This is a genomic window from Photobacterium sp. MCCC 1A19761 (assembly GCF_037389125.1).
In the GTDB taxonomy this organism is placed as follows: domain Bacteria; phylum Pseudomonadota; class Gammaproteobacteria; order Enterobacterales; family Vibrionaceae; genus Photobacterium.
Map to the genome: position 1 here is coordinate 1 of NZ_JAZGTF010000031.1, position 17,059 is coordinate 17,059.

The following is a 17,059-nucleotide window of genomic DNA, read 5'->3' on the forward strand; positions in this document are numbered from 1 at the left end:
CTGATGTCGAAGCAACCTGGCTCTCATACATATAAAACGGCGCAGGTGGAACGACCGGACATCCCAAATCGACTAGAGAGGGAGTTCGATATTGCCAAACCCAATCAAGTTTGGTGCGGAGATATCACGTATATCTGGGCTGGTAGCCGTTGGCATTACTTGGCAGCCGTTATCGACCTGCATACGCGGCGAGCCGTAGGTTGGGCTATGTCGGAAAAGCCTGATGCAGACTTGGTTGTGAAAGCTTTGGATATGGCTTATCAGCAACGAGGATGTCCTCGTGGTGTCATGTTTCACTCAGACCAAGGCAGCCAATATGCGAGCAGGAAGTTCAGGCAACGGCTATGGCGTTATCAAATGACACAGAGCATGAGTCGCCGCGGAAACTGTTGGGACAATGCGCCAATGGAGCGTTTATTTCGGAGCTTAAAGACAGAATGGATCCCATCAACGGGCTACATGACTGCTCGTGAAGCGATACGAGACGTCGGTATATACCTGATGGATTACTACAACTGGCAGCGCCCACATCAACACAATGACGGGGTGCCGCCTGCTGAAGCCGAGAATCGGCCTAACAAAGTGTCCGGATTTAGTTGACCACTACAAACATAGGTATGTCTCTTTCCGTTTAAATAGTATGAAAATCTGATAGGTTGTGAGCAGAATCGAATGACATCGATAGTAAAGTCAAAATGATAGCAAGCATCACATTCTAACGCAGATTCTACTGTGACACGCTTGCCCATCTTTACACTAGCATACCGATGGATATTTTTACCACGAGACTTCGTCAAATTTCGAGCAGGGTTTTGAAAGGCGTTCTCAAGCGCGATGAGTACGTTATCAGAAAGCTGGGGTAGAGAAGACATAAAATGGCCTCTTCATAAAATTGTCGTAAACTTACATAAGTATGGACAAGGAAGAGGCTATATCAAATTATGGTTGTGACAATTATCAAGTTATGGTGGTAAATATCACTTTATGGTTGTTTCAACATTAAAAACTTCGGAAAAAACCGAGTTTACTCTTTCCCGTAAACGTTGTTTTCCTGCTCGCGAACGCGGATGAAGGTGGTGCGCTTGGTCAGCTCTTTGAGCTTCGCGGCGCCAACGTAGGTGCAGGTTGAGCGTACACCGCCCATGATGTCCTGGATGGTGTTTTCCACCGGGCCACGGAATGGCAATAATACGGTTTTTCCTTCAGCCGCGCGGTAGTTGGCGACGCCGCCGGAGTGTTTGTCCATCGCACTTTGCGAAGACATGCCGTAGAACTTCATGAACATTTCACCGTTCTGCTCGACAATCTCGCCGTTGCTTTCTTCGTGACCGGCCAGCATACCGCCCAGCATCACGAAGTCGGCACCGCCACCAAAGGCTTTGGATACATCACCGGCACAAGTACAGCCGCCGTCGCCGATGATCTGGCCGCCCAGGCCGTGTGCGGCATCGCCACATTCGATGATTGCAGACAGCTGCGGGTAACCAACCCCGGTTTTCACGCGGGTAGTGCAGACCGAGCCCGGTCCGATGCCCACTTTCACGATATCGGCACCGGCCAGAATCAGCTCTTCACACATATCCCCGGTCACGACGTTTCCGGCGCTGATCACTTTGTCCGGGAAGGCGGCGCGAACTCGCTCAACGTACTCGACCAGGTGCTCTGAGTAGCCGTTGGCAATATCGATGCAGATGAAGATGAGATCATCGCTCAGGGCCATGATGTCTTTGGTTTTCTGGAAGTCGGCATCAGACGTACCGGTCGATACCATGACATTGTTCAGCACGCTGGCGTCGTTATCGCGGATAAAGCCGGCCCAGTCTTCAACGGTGTAGTGTTTATGGACTGCGGTCATGACTTTGTGTTGCGCCAGGGCTTTCGCCATGTCAAAACTACCCACGGAATCCATATTGGCAGCAATGATAGGGACACCAGACCATTGACGACCGCTATGCTTGAATGTAAAATCGCGGGTTAATTCAACTTGAGAGCGGCTTTTGAGGGTTGAACGTTTTGGACGAAACAGAACATCTTTAAAACCCAATTTCAAGTCTTGTTCGATACGCATTAGTCTTTCCTTAATCTATCGAATTTTGCTGACTGGTTTGGTTGCTATTGGCAGATAGCATTCAATTCACCAGAAAGCAGGCACAAAAAAACCGGAGCGTTGGCAGACGCTCCGGTTTTCAGCATTATAGGCAAAGAAACTTCATAAACAAGCCTGATAATGTAATTTTTTTTATGATATCTTTACAAAGATATTACCTGGCAAAGCGTTTGTTTTGTCAAAATTTTCTGAATTCTTCGCATTCCTCTTCCATTCTCGTGCAATCCTTGCATAATCCCCCTGACAGAAAGGCAATGTGGATAGGTTTACTTTGCTAAGCAAAAAAAAAATAAAAGATACTTTTCCGCTCGACTTCTACGGCGAGGACGGAAGCTGGCGATTTATTATCCGAGCAGAGCACCCTGGCGAGGTGTTGGATGCAATGTACTGGCGTGCATACATCTCATGCCACCGCAAGGAATTTGATTTACTGCATATTGCCACCGGGAAATTCAACTACAAATATAACTACTCAACGGCTGACACTTCCGAACTGCATTTCGGCACCGGCGGCTCACCCATGCGGATCAACATGATGGGGCCGATTGTGCCGATTTCAGCGATCCTGGCTAAGGTGGCGGAACAAAGTGCACCCAAATCCGCGTAAATGAACAAATCGGGTGATCCGTTGACTGGAAAGTGAGAAAGGGGCTGATTTCAGCTCCTTTTTTGTTGCAGCTGGTAGCAATGTTAACTTATTGTTGTCCAGATACTGATGATTGAAAGGAGAGGGCGATGCGCCATAGGATGTCCGGGTTGTTGATGCTGGCCGGAATACTTGGATCAGGAAGTGCGGTGGCTTCACCTCTACCTGTGATTGCCGGGAAATGGCAATGTACGCCGCAGCAGGAGCGGCCGGATGAACAAAGCTGGGTCACCTATGATTTCAAGCCGGACGGGACGGTGAAATCACAGGAATGGGTACGCTATGAGCACGAGCAGCAGACCCAACTGGAGTATCAATTGTTCGTGGATTATCGGTATGTGGTGAAAGAGAGTGATTATATGCTCACACCCGTCAAACTCAGCCGCGAAATTATTCAAGACCCCAATCATGCCGATCCGTTTGACTACGCGGCACGTCGCGATCTCACCGGTTATCGGATCTTTTTTAAACCGACCTTGGAAGACGACCAGGCGATCTTTGATATGTGGTATCACATTACGCCTGAAAAGCATTTCTTTATGCAGTGTCGGCGGGACAGCGTCGCTTAAGGCAATCCGGCCAGGTTACGTTCTAACAGCTTGTCTTTATACTGCGTCGGCGTCATCCCGCGCTGGCGCCGGAAGGCTTTGCTGAAACTCTGCACATTGTGATAACCCAGCTCGGTGGCAATCTGGCCGATCGGCATATCTTTGAGCATGTATTTGATCGCCAGGTTGCACAACACATAGCTGGTCACGTTGGTGAAAGTCCAGCCTTGGGTATGGAGCCGGCGCTGGAGTTGTTGGCGGGATACCTGAAACCGGTCGGCGACAAAATCCAGGGTCGGAAAACCGTAGTAGCAGGCATAAGTAACCATCTCGTACATCACCTTGGCCATGTCTTGCGGCTGCGGCATGTTCAATAATTCATCCAGCTGAAAGTTGCTCAGCAGCATCGGTCGATGCACCGCAAACGGCGTATTGCTGCCGTGCTCCAGCACTGAGATATCGAGCCAGACCTTGGTGGTCGGGGCGTTCCAGGTGATCTCGCAGCCAAAAAATTGTTCTACCTGCCCGTTGCCGCAGGGCGGTCCGCTGATTTCCACCCGTTTGGGATGATAATCTTTCCCCATGAAATGGCGTAACGTGTTGGTGTACAGCACGGCGATCCGCAGGCTGTCGGCTAACCGCGGCTGCCCCTCGGAAAAGTGGTTGTCATAACACCACTTAATCATATTGCCGGACTGCTCGCCGTGAAACCCCGCGCCGGATTGCAAACAAGACGTGCCGTAATTGATGCGCCGGAAGGCCAGCGCCAGATCCGGGCTGGAGAGCAGCCAGTTGCCCAAATAACCCATGTTGCCGAATGTCAGTTGCGGCGCGATTCGGATGATGAACGCTGGATCCTGCGTCAGCTCTGCAATGGCCGTCAGCCAACGATGAAAATCCACCGCCGGGATCAATGCCATCGGTTCGGCCAGCAGTTTTGGCGGAATCCCCAGCGCTGTGGCCGAGAGCCGGTAGTGCTTTTCTATCCCGAGGAACAGTGGCTGGAGAAATGCGGCGCGGATAAAACTGGTGTGAAGTGCAGGCGTTGCATGCATGGCGAAATTGTCCTGGAGAGATTGCGTAATAAACTCAACCAAATCGATATAATCAAACCACGAATGATACCTGTGTCACATATCAATGCAAACTTGCCCACCATAAAAATGATGAATATCAGTATTGTTTGGGAGTGCTTTGAGGATGAGTTTGTTCAGTATGCCGTTTGTTGACAGTGGGGTAGATACCGCCCTTCATGTGGTCGCGACGGTGGTTCTGGTGGGGGTGATTGGGGCGGCAGCCTACGGATTTTGGCGGATTCATGAATTACCGATCCAGAAGGCCCATCACAAAGAGCATCATCAGCTTGGATTGATCACCGCGCTGACCTGGATCGGTTTTATCTGGCACTGGGTGTGGGTGATTGCGGTGGTCATCGCCTTCGTCGATGGCGAGCAGGCGCTACGGCGGATCCGGGATATCTGGAAAGGGGAGCCAGCCGTTGGGGAGGCGTCTGCCTTGGCCGACATTCAGGCTGAAACAGCGACGGTGACCGGGAATACATGCCCACAACAGGAGATGGATCATGCTTGAGGGATTGGCCGTTTGGGCGTTATTCATTTACCTGCTGCGTTTGGTTGGCATGCCGTGGAATAAGTTCACCCAAGGGTTCTCCGTGCTCGGGGGGATTGGCTGGTTGCTGTTTGTCTGGGTCGGTCTGATCACCTTTACCCCGATGGACATGTCCGGTGGCTCAGTGGTGCAGTCACCACATGTACAGTTGCGTCCGCCTTCCACGCAGATTAAAGGCCATGTGGCACAAATTTACGTTGCGTCGAATGAGAAGGTGCAACAGGGGCAACTGATTTATGAACTCGACCGCGAGCCGTATCAGATCGCGCTGAACAAGGCTAAAGCGACGCTGGCACAAGAGGAAGCAGCGCTGTTGATGGCTCGGGAAAATATTGGTATTGCCTGGGAAACGGCGCTTGCTGCTGAGAAAGAGATTGAGATCACCCGCAACAAGTGGGTCGCGGCGAAAGAGAATTTGAAACTCAAGCAAGCCATCCTGAACCGTTACCTGGAGCAGAATTCGGTGGTACAGCATACCATTACCGATACCCAGATGGACGAGCAGCACACGGCCGTAGCTGTGGCCCGCGCCGAGTCGGTTGCACTCGCTTCGCAACTGGAGAAGCACCAGTTGACGGCAAAGAAGACGATGCTGGATTGGGAAAAAGCCAAACTGGCCGTGAACAGCCAGCAGGCGGAGGTCGCGCGTGAGCAAGCAAGCGTAGCTCAGGCGCAGTGGGAGCTGGATAACACTAAGGTGTATGCCCCGGCCGACGGTTATCTGAATAACTTTATTATGCGCGAGGGGCAGTATGTCGGGCTGATGCCGCGGATGCAGATGTACCTCGATGAAAAGTATGTGCTGATGCGGGTGAATCACCAAGCTATTCGCAATGTGAAAGTGGGCCAGCGGGGGGAATTTACCTCAGCGGTTTATCCGGGCAAGATCTTCAGTGTGGAAGTTGAAGGGATTGTGGAAGCCACCGGCGAAGCGCAGGGGAACCTGCTGGGCCGCGATGACAGTGTTCGTCAGGTGACCGGTCAGAATGCGATGAACAAACATCATTTTGTTCGTCTGAAGATTGATGAGCCGGATGGTTACGACATCCCGGTCGGCTCTGTGGGGCTGGCATGGGTCAGTGCCGAGAAGCCGATTGGCTTCCTGGGATTCCTCGATGTGATCCGCGGGATCATTATTCGGATGAAATCGCAGATTTTCTACATCTGGTCGATGTAACCGGGGTCATACACAGTAAGTCATCATGTGTTTGAGCGGGGCTGGTGAATGTTATTCATCAGCCCCGTTTGATGTTGCGCCACCCGTTTTATCTTTTCCTTTCTTTAAATGCCGCCTCTTTTCCCTTCTTTATATATGGGTTTTTGGATGTAGGGATTGCAGTTTTGCCAAGCAATCGGTAAAACATGAGCGTTTGTGTGACCGACCCGAAGGATACTGATTGTTTTGATGTTGATCCCTAGCTTGCGCCGGATGTTGCCCCGGAAACACGCGTTTGCGCTGTTTCGAGAGCGACTACAGATTGTCTCGCTGTTATCCGCGTTGCTGTTGTTCGTGTTACTGCTATTCGTGTCGCTGGTGCCGGGTCGTGCGTTGGCATCACAGTCCCCACCGTGGGAACGTTTTCCCTGGGGGATGGCCGCAGATGCTGTCGGCAGCTTGCCGGATGCTTATGACTGTTCGGAACTGTATCCCGGTCAGTCGGTGATCTGTCTGGATCGGCAACGGGATTTTCAGCTGGAAGACGGTGCGCTGGCTGTGTTTACCCTGCAGGGAAAAGTGCACCACCTTGAATTGACTGCGCCACTGACCCAAGCCAACTACACCCAATTGCTGGCACAGTTACGTCGTCAGGGTCTGGTATTCGCTCATCTGGATGTGGCCGGGGAAACGCTCGACGTGCTGTCCGGTATGCAAAGCCTGGATCGGCAGACGCTGGACGATCAGATGTTTGCACTGGCGAACCGCAGCAGTTATCTCACGACCCGGACGTATTTGCTGGTGGAGAATCGTGTGCTGGCGGACGCATTGCGTCAGGGGTATCGCAATATCCGGCAGTGGCTGGCAGCCGATGGTGAGGTAAACCCGGCGCTTCAGCGGGTACCACTGGTCACCCTTCAGGTTTCGCCGGAGCAACTGATCACGCGTATCACATATCCGTTCGCCGAGTGAAGGGAGGATGTTCGTAATCCGACGGCTGTATTGGTCCTGATGGTTGCATTAGTCCCGACGGAGGGTGTTGTCGATGGAAATCGGCGTCGGGTAGCGCCTCACCACCCAGTAGGTTGATATGACGAATGTGGTGATAGTGGTGGTCTGGATAAACAAGGTTGCGGCCGGGGACAACATGGCGTTATTGGTGGCGGTATAGGCGACCAGAAATGAGAATTCACTGGCCTGGCTGAGTCGGGCACCCAGCTCGCGGGTCAATCCGGGGTGCTCATGCGCCAGGGTTAAGGCCTTGTTAAATCCCCAGGATTTGACGGGGACCAGCAGAATGCCAAACCCAATCCCCAGCAGGCTGTACAGGTTTCCTGCGGCCAGATCCATCCGGGCACCAATGGCAAAAAAGAACAGGATCAGAAAAAACTCCCGCAGTGGTTTCAGGTGAATCGAAATCACCTGCGACACCCGGCTGACGGCAATCGAGACTCCGGCCACAAACGCCCCGCTTTCATACGACAACCCGGCCTGATGTCCAAGCTCTGCCAGAAAGAAACACCAGGCCAGCGTCATCACAAAGCTGTATTCCTGGATCACATCAAAGCGGCTGAATAGCGGCAGAATAATATAGCGAACCCCGACATAAGCCAGCAGGCAAAGCCCGGAAAACTTCAGCAGCATCATCGCGAAAGCAATGAGCATGGTGTTGCCGTCGCTGAGATTGAGAAAGATCAGCACGCTGATGGCCAGCAGATCCTGCACTAGCAGAATACTGGTCATCACTTCCCCCATGTGCTTGTGATGCAGGGTGGTGGTGGGGATCAGCTTCAGGCCGATCACCGTGCTGGAAAACATCATCGCCGCAGCGATGATCAGCGACTCGCCCAGCGGAAACAGGCAGGCTAGGGCAACGATCAGCGTCACCAGAAAGAAAAAGCCGCTGGTGGCGAAGGTCACCAGGGAGCTTTCTTTGAACAGTTGCAGCAGTTTTCTCGGCTGGAGATTCAGGCCGATTAAGAACAGCAGCAGGATCACCCCGAGATTGCCGATTTGGGTGACATTCCCGGCGTTGTGGATCAGGTTCAGTCCCTGCGGGCCGATGATGATCCCGGCCGCAATGTAGGCCAGGATGATGGGCTGGCGGGCATAGAGAAACAGCGTCCCGAGAATGGCCGCGCTGATGATGATGGTACACAACTCGAAGATCAGGGGGGCCAGATCGGTCTGCATACGCCCTTATCCGGAAATACCTGTGGTAATCGCCTGCAGGGCAGACGATCTCGTGGGTTGTGGCGACAGCTTTAAGGATAATACATCTCGACTGTCCGCTCTTAGCAACGGGTTGAACTGTGTGTAAATGGTTATGTGTTCAGTGAAGCCCGTCGATGGCTATCTCTCTATACCTCCCTTAATCCCCTTCGCGGGTTTCTGTCACCAGTCGTTTCATCAGTTCTGCCAGACGGGCAATTTTGAGATTCGAGAGCTGACGATAGTCGAAATACGGGCATATGATCACCCGATGCTCAGTGTTGATCGCAAACTCGTTGTCCAGCCATTCCATGGGTGCGGTGAGTTTGCCTTCGGCGATCAGCCGCTTGGCATAGGTTCGGCCCATGATGAGATGGATGACCGGGGTAGCTTGGTCGTGTTTATCCGGTACGGACAACTGCGGCGGACTGAACAACAGGGCAGTGTGGCTGCCTTGCTGGAGTAAATATTGCTCCCGGTATGTCTGCCAGGTCGGCGCCGAAAGAGCGTACGGAAACAAGGAAGTATCCAGCGTATACAGCAACTTGGCATAGACGTTAAACACTTTGCGCCAGCCGTTGCCGCATGCCTGGCCAATCGCCTGGATCTCTCCCGGCACCAGAGGAATGTGCTCGGAAAGTGTCGGGTAGTTCAACATGTTCGGACGATTTTCAAGATAGGCGGCGAGATGAAACTGGGGGCAGCCGAGGCCGATTGGTTGTGACATGGTGCTCTGCTTGACTGTTGTAGATGAATCGATTGACTGATGTTGAGGTTGATAAGCACCCCGTTGAAATGCGCTCTTGGCCCTTTGTAAGTTTGACACAGGGCTAACTTCAACCTGACATACGCACGTATCTTACCGATATGCTGACGGCAAAGAAATAAACCAGAGAATTATAATATGAAAACATTAGTCTGTTGTTTATTCGCCTGCGCTTTGGCGGGGTTGCCGATCACGGCTCAGGCGAAGTGGGACCATCATGGCGATCATCACCATAAACATCGGCATCATAAACACAAGCACCATAAGCACCGCCATTATGACCGGCATGATCATCATTACCATCGTGATGTGGTGGTGGTGCAAGAGCAGCATTACCATAAATCCCGTTTGCCGGAAATTGCGACCTTTGCGGTGATTGCCGGGGTGACCTATGCAATCGTGAACAACACATTTTACAAGAAAAGCGGTGATGAATACCGCGCGGTCGAACGTCCTGCCTACCGTTGATACCATGGTTTCGGAAACAGCAGAGCCTGCTGTTTCCGAGCTGGTGAATCACACCAACTTCATCCAACTTATCAAATTACAAAGTTGAGAATTAAGTCACAGATAGCATTTTATGCTAGTCCAATGATCCCGGAATGAGCCCTAAGAACCACAAGTATATCGTTATAAATCAATTAGTTAATTTGTGTTTCAGTATACATAACTGGATATTGATAGTGCACTTTTCAATATCTGGTTGTTATGACTGATTTCGTGTCGTTGCTTGAACTATCATTCTTTATTTTGTCGTTTTCATAAAATTTTAAATCTCTCCCCTTGGCTTCGGTGCCGATTTGTTTAATCCTGAATGTAGCTTAATTGTTAAATCGTTTGGCGGGTTCTGTAACCGCCAGACTGATGATATGGACTTAGTGTGGATGACACAAGGAACAGGATTATGCATTCTTCTTTCGAACGTACGCTTCAATTGACTCAACTGAGTGGTAAGGCGGTGAGCGATCTTTCCTCGTCTTTTAATTTTTTGCCGAAAACCGGCCATGCCGACGGTGAGTATCGGCTGCGTCGCTACTCCATTGTGAAGCTGAATCAGGGGCAGGTTGAGCATTTGCCACCGCGCCCGTTTGTCCAGTCGGACGATATCAATACGTTCCAGGGTAATGTCAGCCGCAGCTTCGAACCGCTGGAAGAGGCAATCGTCAGCAGCGACGGGATGCGCGAAATGTGCGAAATCTTCAAGTCTGCCAACGGTCTGGCCGATGAGCAGGAAATCGAAATTCACCAAATCCGTATTTCGGCCATTGATGAAGAAACTCAGGTAGCGCCGGAAGGGGTTCACCAGGACGGGTTTGACCACCTGGCGGTGATTGGGATTGGCCGTCACAACATCGAAGGCGGCGAGTTCTTGGTTTACAAAGATAAAACAGAGTTACCGTTTTTGAGCATGGCCCTGGCGGAAGGTGAGGTTGCCTTGCTTGATGACAGCCAGCTGTGGCACAACGCTCGCCCGATTAAAGCGGTGAAGAAAGATGAGCAAGGATATTTGGATCTGTTTGTACTGACTGCCAAGGAGTTTAACCATGCCGTTCACGCCTGAAGCCGTACGTGACGCATTTCCGGCCCTGAACCAGATCGTCAATGATCAGCCGGTTTACTTTTTCGATGGTCCGGGGGGATCGCAGGTGCCGACGCCGGTGCTGGATGCAATGACCGCCTATCTGGGCCATTACAATTCCAATCTTGGCGGTGCCTTCTTCTCCAGTGAGAAGACCGTTGAGGTCGTTGCCAAGGCACGGCGCTCTGCCCAAGCACTGTTGGGCGCACCCTCTGCCGAAAATATTGTCTTCGGGGCCAACATGACCTCGCTGACATTCCAGCTCAGCCGTGCGATTAGCCGCGACTGGCAGGCTGGTGATGAAATCATCGTGACCGCGTTGGATCATTACTCCAACGTGTCGAGTTGGCAGCAGGCGGCAGAAGATAAAGGCGCGGTGGTCCATCAGGTGCGGGTCAACGAAGCTGACTGTACTTTAGATTATGATCATCTGATCTCGCTGCTGAGCGACAAAACCCGGTTGGTGGCGGTGACCTATGCGTCCAACACGACCGGTTCGCTGGTGGACATGCAGCGGGTGATTGAGGCGGCGCATCAGGTGGGCGCTCAGGTCTATGTCGACGCGGTGCATTATGTCCCGCACGCGCTGGTCGATGTTCAGGCGCTGGGCTGTGATTTTCTGGCCTGCTCGGCTTACAAGTTCTTCGGACCGCATGTCGGGATCGCGTATATCGCGCCGCAGTGGCTTCAGACCCTGCGTCCATACAAAGTTGAACCGGCAACCAATCAGGGACCGGGCCGCTTCGAAACCGGCACTCAGAGCTTTGAAGCATTAGCCGGATTTGTGGCCGCAGTTGAGTATCTTGCCCAATGGGGCGAGCCGGGGGCGGATTTGCGTCAGCGATTGCAGCAGAGCTACGCGCAATACCAGCAACATGAAACGGTGCTGAGTCGACATTTCCTGGCTTGTGCTGCGCAGTATTCAAATATGCGTCTGTATGGGATCACCGATGCAGACCGTCTGCACCAGCGCACGCCGACCTTTGCGATTCGTATCGACGGGGTAACGCCGGGGGATGTTGCGGTCCATCTGGGCAAACAGAATATGTGTGTCTGGAACGGCCACTTCTATGCGCAGGGGCTGTGTGAGCAACTGGGCGTGATGGCCGATGGCGGGGTGATCCGAATTGGCTTGATGCACTATAACACCACAACAGAGATCGACCAATTGTTCGCCGCACTGGCACCGTTTTTACAACGCTGATTTTAACAACGTTCAGTTGTTACAACGCGATGTTTAAAAACACGATGTTTTAATAACACGATGTTTTAATAACACGATGTGTTAATAATACGATGTTTAAAAACACGAACAGTGTCATGCTGAGCACGGTTGCCCACACCTGTCACAGGCTTGAATCCGTGCCGGTATGAACTGTTGGTTACCTTGTCAGGCACTTTGCCTGCAGTATTAATAACAAAAGTGTCTGAGCACTCACTACAAAAAACAAAGCCCGGGAGCCCGCTTCCGGGCTTTTTCTTATGCTGACCTTGATCATCGGTGAAGTGCGGTCGGGATCGCTTGCGCCTGGCACGAAAAAAGTGCGAGATATCACAGGGCTTGGTTGAAATGTAGAGCAATTGCTCTAGAATTGGGGCCATACGAATCCCTTTTCGGTCTGATGGAACGAAGCATGAAAAGAACTCCAATCGCAGCCCTGACCTGTTGTGCAGCGCTGTTGATGCTCCCGCTGACGAGTCAGGCGGACCAGACGCAGCCGATGACCTCGGCCAGTGTGCCCGAGGTGACGCAAGCGCCAAGCCACGCTTTACCGGTGGGCCAGCAAGCCGTCAGTTTCAGTGTCGCCTGGCAAGCGGTCGTCAGCCAGAACGATGCTCTGGCCGCGGAGCGGGCCAATGTTGACCGTGCGCGCTATCTGCAAGACGCGGCGCGGGATATGTACTTGCCGCAGGTGACGGCCGGTGCCAATTACACCCGACTGGACAAGGCTGTTGAAATCAAGCCTTCCGATATTGCCGAGAGTATGCCGGCCGGTGATGCCATCGCCGGACTGGCGCAGATGGCCGGGATAAATCCGGCGAAAATCGATCAGCTGTTTACCTCCCGACTAACCGATCGTGATGTGTTTACCAGTTCGCTGCGGGCGATCTGGCCGATCTTTACCGGCGGGCGTATCACCGCGGTGCAGGAAATCGCCAAAGGGCAGCATGACGAAGCTGGTTTTCTGCTGGCGATGAAGCAACAGGCGAAGTTCGAAGATCTGGCCAAACTCTACTTCGGGGTCGCGATGACTCAGCATGTATTGCAAACCCGGATTGATGTCGAGCAGGGGCTGCAAAAGCACTTTGAACATGCCAAGAAGCTGGAGCAACAAGGACAGATTGCCAAAGTGGAACGTCTGCAGGCGGAAGCGTCTTATGACAAGGCCCGGGTCGAGCGTCAGAAAGCGGCGCGGGATATGGAAATCGCCCAGGTTGCCCTGACCAAGATGCTCAAGCGTTCTCAGCCGGTCCTGCCTTCCACACCGCTGTTTACCAATGACTCGCTGCCGCCAATGGTTGCCTTCATCGAGAAAACGCTGGCGGATTATCCGGGCCTGAAGATCCTGGATGCCAAAAGTCGCCAGGCGAAGGGGGTGATCGATGTCGAAAAAGGCAAGTATTACCCGGAAGTCTACCTGTACGGAAACTATAGCCTGCACGAGGATGACTCGCTGGCAGCTAAAACAGCGCCGGACTGGGCCGTCGGCGTCGGCGTGAACATTCCGCTGCTGGATCGCTCCGGCCGCTCTGACAAAGTGAAGGCGGCCCACAGCGCGGTGACCCAAGTGAATTATCTCAGAGCGCAGGCTGAGCAAGATTTGTCGGTGCTGGTCGAGAAAACCTATCGGGAAGCGATGCAGGCCCTGGAAGAATATCAGGGTCTGGCATCGAGTCTGTCTCTGGCAAGCGAAAACTTGCGGATGCGGGAAAAAGCGTTCAGTCAGGGGCTGTCGACCTCGCTTGATGTCGTCGATGCCGAGTTGTATCTGGCCAGCGTCCGGACCCAGCGCTCGGCTGCGGCGTACCAGTATGTGATTTCCCTGTCGCGGTTATTGGCCGTCAGTGGTGAAATCAACCGTTTCAATCAATATCAACAATTTCAGGGTGTAGAGGTTCAATCATGAGCAAATCAAAGGCATTCGCCGTAATGATTCCGGCCGCAGCGCTGGTGGGCTGGCTCGGCTACACCTTCTGGCAGGCGTATCAGCCGCAACCGGAGCGGATGCAGGGCCAAATTGAAGCCCAGCAATACAATATTTCTTCCAAAGTGCCTGGCCGGATCGAGCAGGTGATGGTCCGCAAAGGCGATCAAATCCAGCGCGGCGATCTGATTTTTACCCTGCTGAGTCCGGAGCTGGACGCCAAACTGGAGCAGGCGAAAGCCGGACAGGAAGCAGCCGGAGCGATGGCTGAGCAGGCCGAGAAAGGTGCCCGGAGCCAGGAAATCGAGGCGTCGAAAGATACCTGGCGTAAGGCCAAGTCTGCGGCAGAGTTGCGGGGCAAAACATACCAGCGCGTCGATAACCTCTATAAAGAAGGGGTGGTCGCCGAGCAGAAACGCGATGAAGCCTATGCCCAGTGGCAGGCGGCACGCTATACCGAACGTGCGGCCTACCAGATGTTTGAAATGGCCAAGGAAGGGGCTCGGGTTGAGACCAAACGGGCAGCTGTCGAGAAGGCCCGGATGGCCGCGGGTGCGGTTGCAGAAGTAGAAGCTTATGCCGCAGATACCCAAATCGAAAGCTGGCATAACGGCGAGGTGGCGGAAATTCTGCTGCATACCGGTGAGCTGGCGCCTCAGGGGTTCCCGGTGGTGAGTGTAGTGGATATGAACGACGCTTGGGCCGTGTTCCATGTCCGTGAGGACAAACTGAAAGACTATCGTACCGGCGCGCAGTTCGAGGCCCGGATCCCGGCCTTAGGCGATCAGAAATATGCCTTTGCGGTCAGTCATGTTTCCGTGATGGGGGATTTCGCAACCTGGCGGACCACCGATCCGGCGCAGGGATTTGATATGCGTACGTTTGAAGTCGAGGCGCGTCCGGTGAACCCGATCGACGGGCTGCGGGTCGGTATGAGTGTACTCGTTGAGTGATCATGATGTCGTTTTCTCACCATTTACGTCATGAATGGCATTTGCTGGCCCGGGACGGCTGGCTCAGGGCACTGCTGAGCTGGGTGCCGCCGCTGCTGTTTTTGATTGTTTGGGCGGTCTTTTCCGCCGGGATTGCCCGGGATCTGCCGATCGGGGTAGTTGACCTCGACCATAGCCGGCTATCCCGTCAGGCGGTGCGCTATTATGACGCCAGCCCGGCGCTGGCGGTTGCCCGAACGTTTCCCTCGGTCGAGCAGGGCAGTGCCGCGCTGCGTGCCGGTGACATTTATGCGCTGGTGGTGTTACCGGCCCAGTTGGAAAAGCAGACGTTGCTCGGCCATACACCGAATATTACGGCCTTCTACAACAGCCAATTCATCCTGATTGCCAAACTGGTGAATTCCGCCGTGATGCAGGCTCAGGGGACGCTGAATGCCCAGCTCGATACGTTGCTGAACCTGGCGGAGGGAAATGCTGTACTGAGTCAGGCGATGGGGAAAGCGGTGCCGATCCGCACCCAGGTCACCCCGCTCTATAACAGCAACAATCATTACGGCCAGTTCCTGGTCGCGGGGGCGGTGCCGGCGATGTGGCAGATCCTCATGGTGATCACCACGATCATGGTGCTGGCTACGCAAGATCGTCAGCAGTCTTTGCCAACCTGGTTCAAACCGGCGCCGTGTCGACGTTTGCTTGGCAAACTGCTGCCTTACACCTTGATCCTGTGGATGCACGGTCTGCTGTTTCTGGTTGCGCTGTACGGTGTGTTGGGCTGGCCGATGCACGGGAGCTGGCTGATTCTGGGAACGGCACAATTGCTGACCGTGCTGGCCTGTCAGGGCGTCGGCGCTGTGCTGTATCTTGCGACCCGGGACACGACCCGCGCCATGAGCCTGGCGGCTGGTTTTACGGCGCCCGCCTTTGCCTTTGTCGGCGTAACGTTTCCGGCGACCGATATGCCGACGCTGGCGCAGATCTGGCGTGCGGTGTTGCCGGTCACCCATTATCTGGATGTCCAGTTGCATCAGGTGAATCATGGCCAGAGCCTGAATGAAGCGATGCCGCAACTGATGGCGCTGGCTGCTTTTCTGCCAGTGCTCGGGGTTGCGGCGTTGAAGGCGAAGCAACTGGCGACAGGTGCGAGTGAACAAGAGGTGGTGTCATGAGCTGGCGTGCATTGATTCGGCAAGAGCTGAAGGCGATTTTCACCAATCCATCGATCCTGTTTACGGTCTTTGGCGGCGTGTTGATTTATTCGTTTCTCTATCCCTTGCCTTACGCCAATCAACTGCCGCGAGAGCAGCAGGTGGTGGTGGTGAACCTGGATCAGAGCCAGCTTAGCCGTGAACTGGAGCGGATGGTGGATGCGACCCCTCAGGTGGCGCTGACGCAGCGGGTAACTGGCATGGCTGAAGCGCAAGCGATGCTGAACCGGGGGCAGGTTCAGGGGCTGCTGGTGATCCCGGAATTCTTTGCCCGGGATTTATTGCTGGGTAAGTCGCCGACCCTGGCTTTTGCCGGGGATGCCGCCTATTTCCTGGTGTACGGCACCGTGGTGGAAGGGTTGGCCAAAGCTGGCGGAACCCTGGGCGCAAAAGCGAAGGTGATCCGGATGGTGACGTCTGGCGAACATATTGCACTGGCATCGCAGCAGCATAGCCCGATCCACCTGACCATGCAGCCAGTGTTCAATCCAGGAATGGGCTATATCGACTATATCGTTCCGGCGGTCTTTGTGCTGATCCTTCACCAGACCCTGCTGATCGCGGTGTCGTTGCTGGGCTGCGGACAGCGGACGCTGCCACTTGTACCGGGTCAGCCCGGCTACTGGTATCAGTCCCCGGCCTGGCAGTTGGTGTTGGTGCGAGCGATGGTGTTCGTCCTGATCTATCTGCCGTTGGTGATGTATTACTTTGGCTTTAGTTTCACCTATTACCACATCAGCCGCCTAGCGACGATTGCCGATCTACTGGCGATCACGGTGCCGTTTCTACTGGCGGTGATTGGGCTTGGGATGATCCTCGGTCATCTTTTGCCCCGTCGGGAGTTGGCGATCGTGGTGGTGTTGCTGAGTTCGATCCCGCTGATCTTCTCGCTCGGTTTTATCTGGCCGGTGTCGATGATCCCGGCGCCGATCCAGGCATTGGTTCAGTTGATCCCGGCCACCCCGGCGATAAACGCTTTCCTGCGGTTGAATCAGATGGGCGCCGAGTTCTATCAGGTCTTGCCCCTGTGGTTGCAGTTGTGGGGGCAGGCGTTCGCCTACGGTGCCATCGCCTGGCTGTTGCAGCGGCGATAGCCAAACCGGTACCGCTCAC

At 53.8% G+C, this 17,059-nt stretch carries 17 protein-coding genes; 13 read left to right on the forward strand and 4 right to left on the reverse strand.

The window, feature by feature from the left end; genetic code table 11:
- Window positions 1–600: IS3 family transposase (locus VV869_RS20395; RefSeq protein WP_337736772.1), on the forward strand; the 600-nt coding region annotated here is incomplete at its 5' end.
- A 424-nt stretch (window positions 601–1,024) separates the two neighbouring features.
- Here the strand turns inward: VV869_RS20395 and VV869_RS20400 are convergent.
- Window positions 1,025–2,068, reverse strand: coding sequence for a GMP reductase (locus VV869_RS20400; protein ID WP_337736773.1), 1,044 nt, complete (start codon window positions 2,066–2,068; stop codon window positions 1,025–1,027).
- A gap of 295 nt (window positions 2,069–2,363) precedes the next feature.
- Between VV869_RS20400 and VV869_RS20405 the strand changes: the two genes are divergently transcribed.
- The gene (locus tag VV869_RS20405; RefSeq protein ID WP_337736774.1) at window positions 2,364–2,714 is read left to right on the forward strand and encodes a hypothetical protein; all 351 of its coding nucleotides are present in this window, start codon (window positions 2,364–2,366) and stop codon (window positions 2,712–2,714) included.
- A 128-nt stretch (window positions 2,715–2,842) separates the two neighbouring features.
- Window positions 2,843–3,322, forward strand: a complete 480-nt coding sequence (locus VV869_RS20410) for a hypothetical protein (protein WP_337736775.1) — start codon at window positions 2,843–2,845, stop codon at window positions 3,320–3,322.
- On the opposite strand, the gene VV869_RS20415 is transcribed toward VV869_RS20410, so the two are convergent.
- Window positions 3,319–4,356 carry an AraC family transcriptional regulator gene (locus tag VV869_RS20415; RefSeq protein ID WP_337736776.1) on the reverse strand — a complete coding sequence of 346 codons (1,038 nt, stop codon included), beginning with the start codon at window positions 4,354–4,356 and terminating at the stop codon, window positions 3,319–3,321. The two genes, VV869_RS20410 and VV869_RS20415, sit on opposite strands and share 4 nt — an antisense overlap.
- A gap of 145 nt (window positions 4,357–4,501) precedes the next feature.
- Here VV869_RS20415 and VV869_RS20420 point away from each other — a divergent pair, with 145 nt between their 5' ends.
- From VV869_RS20420 to VV869_RS20430, 3 genes are all read left to right on the forward strand, one after another.
- A complete protein-coding gene (locus VV869_RS20420) occupies window positions 4,502–4,891 on the forward strand; it encodes an MFS transporter (RefSeq protein WP_337736777.1) in 390 nt (129 codons plus the stop codon).
- Window positions 4,884–6,107 (forward strand): HlyD family secretion protein, encoded by a 1,224-nt coding sequence (locus VV869_RS20425; protein ID WP_337736779.1) that lies wholly within the window; start codon window positions 4,884–4,886, stop codon window positions 6,105–6,107. Before VV869_RS20420 ends, VV869_RS20425 begins: the two co-directional genes overlap by 8 nt.
- Window positions 6,108–6,335: 228 nt before the next feature.
- A complete protein-coding gene (locus VV869_RS20430; RefSeq protein WP_337736780.1) occupies window positions 6,336–7,058 on the forward strand; it encodes a hypothetical protein in 723 nt (240 codons plus the stop codon).
- A gap of 48 nt (window positions 7,059–7,106) precedes the next feature.
- Here the strand turns inward: VV869_RS20430 and VV869_RS20435 are convergent, their stop codons facing one another.
- Complete coding sequence (locus VV869_RS20435) at window positions 7,107–8,279, reverse strand: cation:proton antiporter (RefSeq protein WP_337736781.1); 1,173 nt, start codon at window positions 8,277–8,279, stop codon at window positions 7,107–7,109.
- A gap of 178 nt (window positions 8,280–8,457) precedes the next feature.
- On the reverse strand, window positions 8,458–9,024 hold the full coding sequence (locus VV869_RS20440; RefSeq protein WP_337736782.1) for a DUF6942 family protein: 567 nt from the start codon (window positions 9,022–9,024) through the stop codon (window positions 8,458–8,460).
- 177 nt (window positions 9,025–9,201) lie between these two features.
- On the opposite strand from VV869_RS20440, the gene VV869_RS20445 reads away from it, so the two are divergent.
- The 7 genes from VV869_RS20445 (at window position 9,202) to VV869_RS20475 (ending at window position 17,040) form a co-directional block, all read left to right on the forward strand.
- Window positions 9,202–9,531: a hypothetical protein gene (locus VV869_RS20445; RefSeq protein ID WP_337736783.1), complete on the forward strand. Its 330-nt coding sequence runs from the start codon at window positions 9,202–9,204 to the stop codon at window positions 9,529–9,531.
- A gap of 436 nt (window positions 9,532–9,967) precedes the next feature.
- Window positions 9,968–10,624 (forward strand): 2OG-Fe dioxygenase family protein, encoded by a 657-nt coding sequence (locus tag VV869_RS20450; protein ID WP_337736784.1) that lies wholly within the window; start codon window positions 9,968–9,970, stop codon window positions 10,622–10,624.
- On the forward strand, window positions 10,608–11,846 hold the full coding sequence (locus tag VV869_RS20455; protein ID WP_337736785.1) for a cysteine desulfurase-like protein: 1,239 nt from the start codon (window positions 10,608–10,610) through the stop codon (window positions 11,844–11,846). Before VV869_RS20450 ends, VV869_RS20455 begins: the two co-directional genes overlap by 17 nt.
- A 430-nt stretch (window positions 11,847–12,276) precedes the next feature.
- The gene (locus VV869_RS20460) at window positions 12,277–13,770 is read left to right on the forward strand and encodes a TolC family protein (protein ID WP_337736786.1); all 1,494 of its coding nucleotides are present in this window, start codon (window positions 12,277–12,279) and stop codon (window positions 13,768–13,770) included.
- Window positions 13,767–14,741 (forward strand): HlyD family secretion protein, encoded by a 975-nt coding sequence (locus VV869_RS20465; RefSeq protein WP_337736787.1) that lies wholly within the window; start codon window positions 13,767–13,769, stop codon window positions 14,739–14,741. Before VV869_RS20460 ends, VV869_RS20465 begins: the two co-directional genes overlap by 4 nt.
- A gap of 2 nt (window positions 14,742–14,743) precedes the next feature.
- Complete coding sequence (locus VV869_RS20470; RefSeq protein ID WP_337736788.1) at window positions 14,744–15,907, forward strand: ABC transporter permease; 1,164 nt, start codon at window positions 14,744–14,746, stop codon at window positions 15,905–15,907.
- On the forward strand, window positions 15,904–17,040 hold the full coding sequence (locus tag VV869_RS20475) for an ABC transporter permease (protein WP_337736789.1): 1,137 nt from the start codon (window positions 15,904–15,906) through the stop codon (window positions 17,038–17,040). Before VV869_RS20470 ends, VV869_RS20475 begins: the two co-directional genes overlap by 4 nt.
- The last annotated feature ends 19 nt before the right edge of the window (window positions 17,041–17,059 follow it).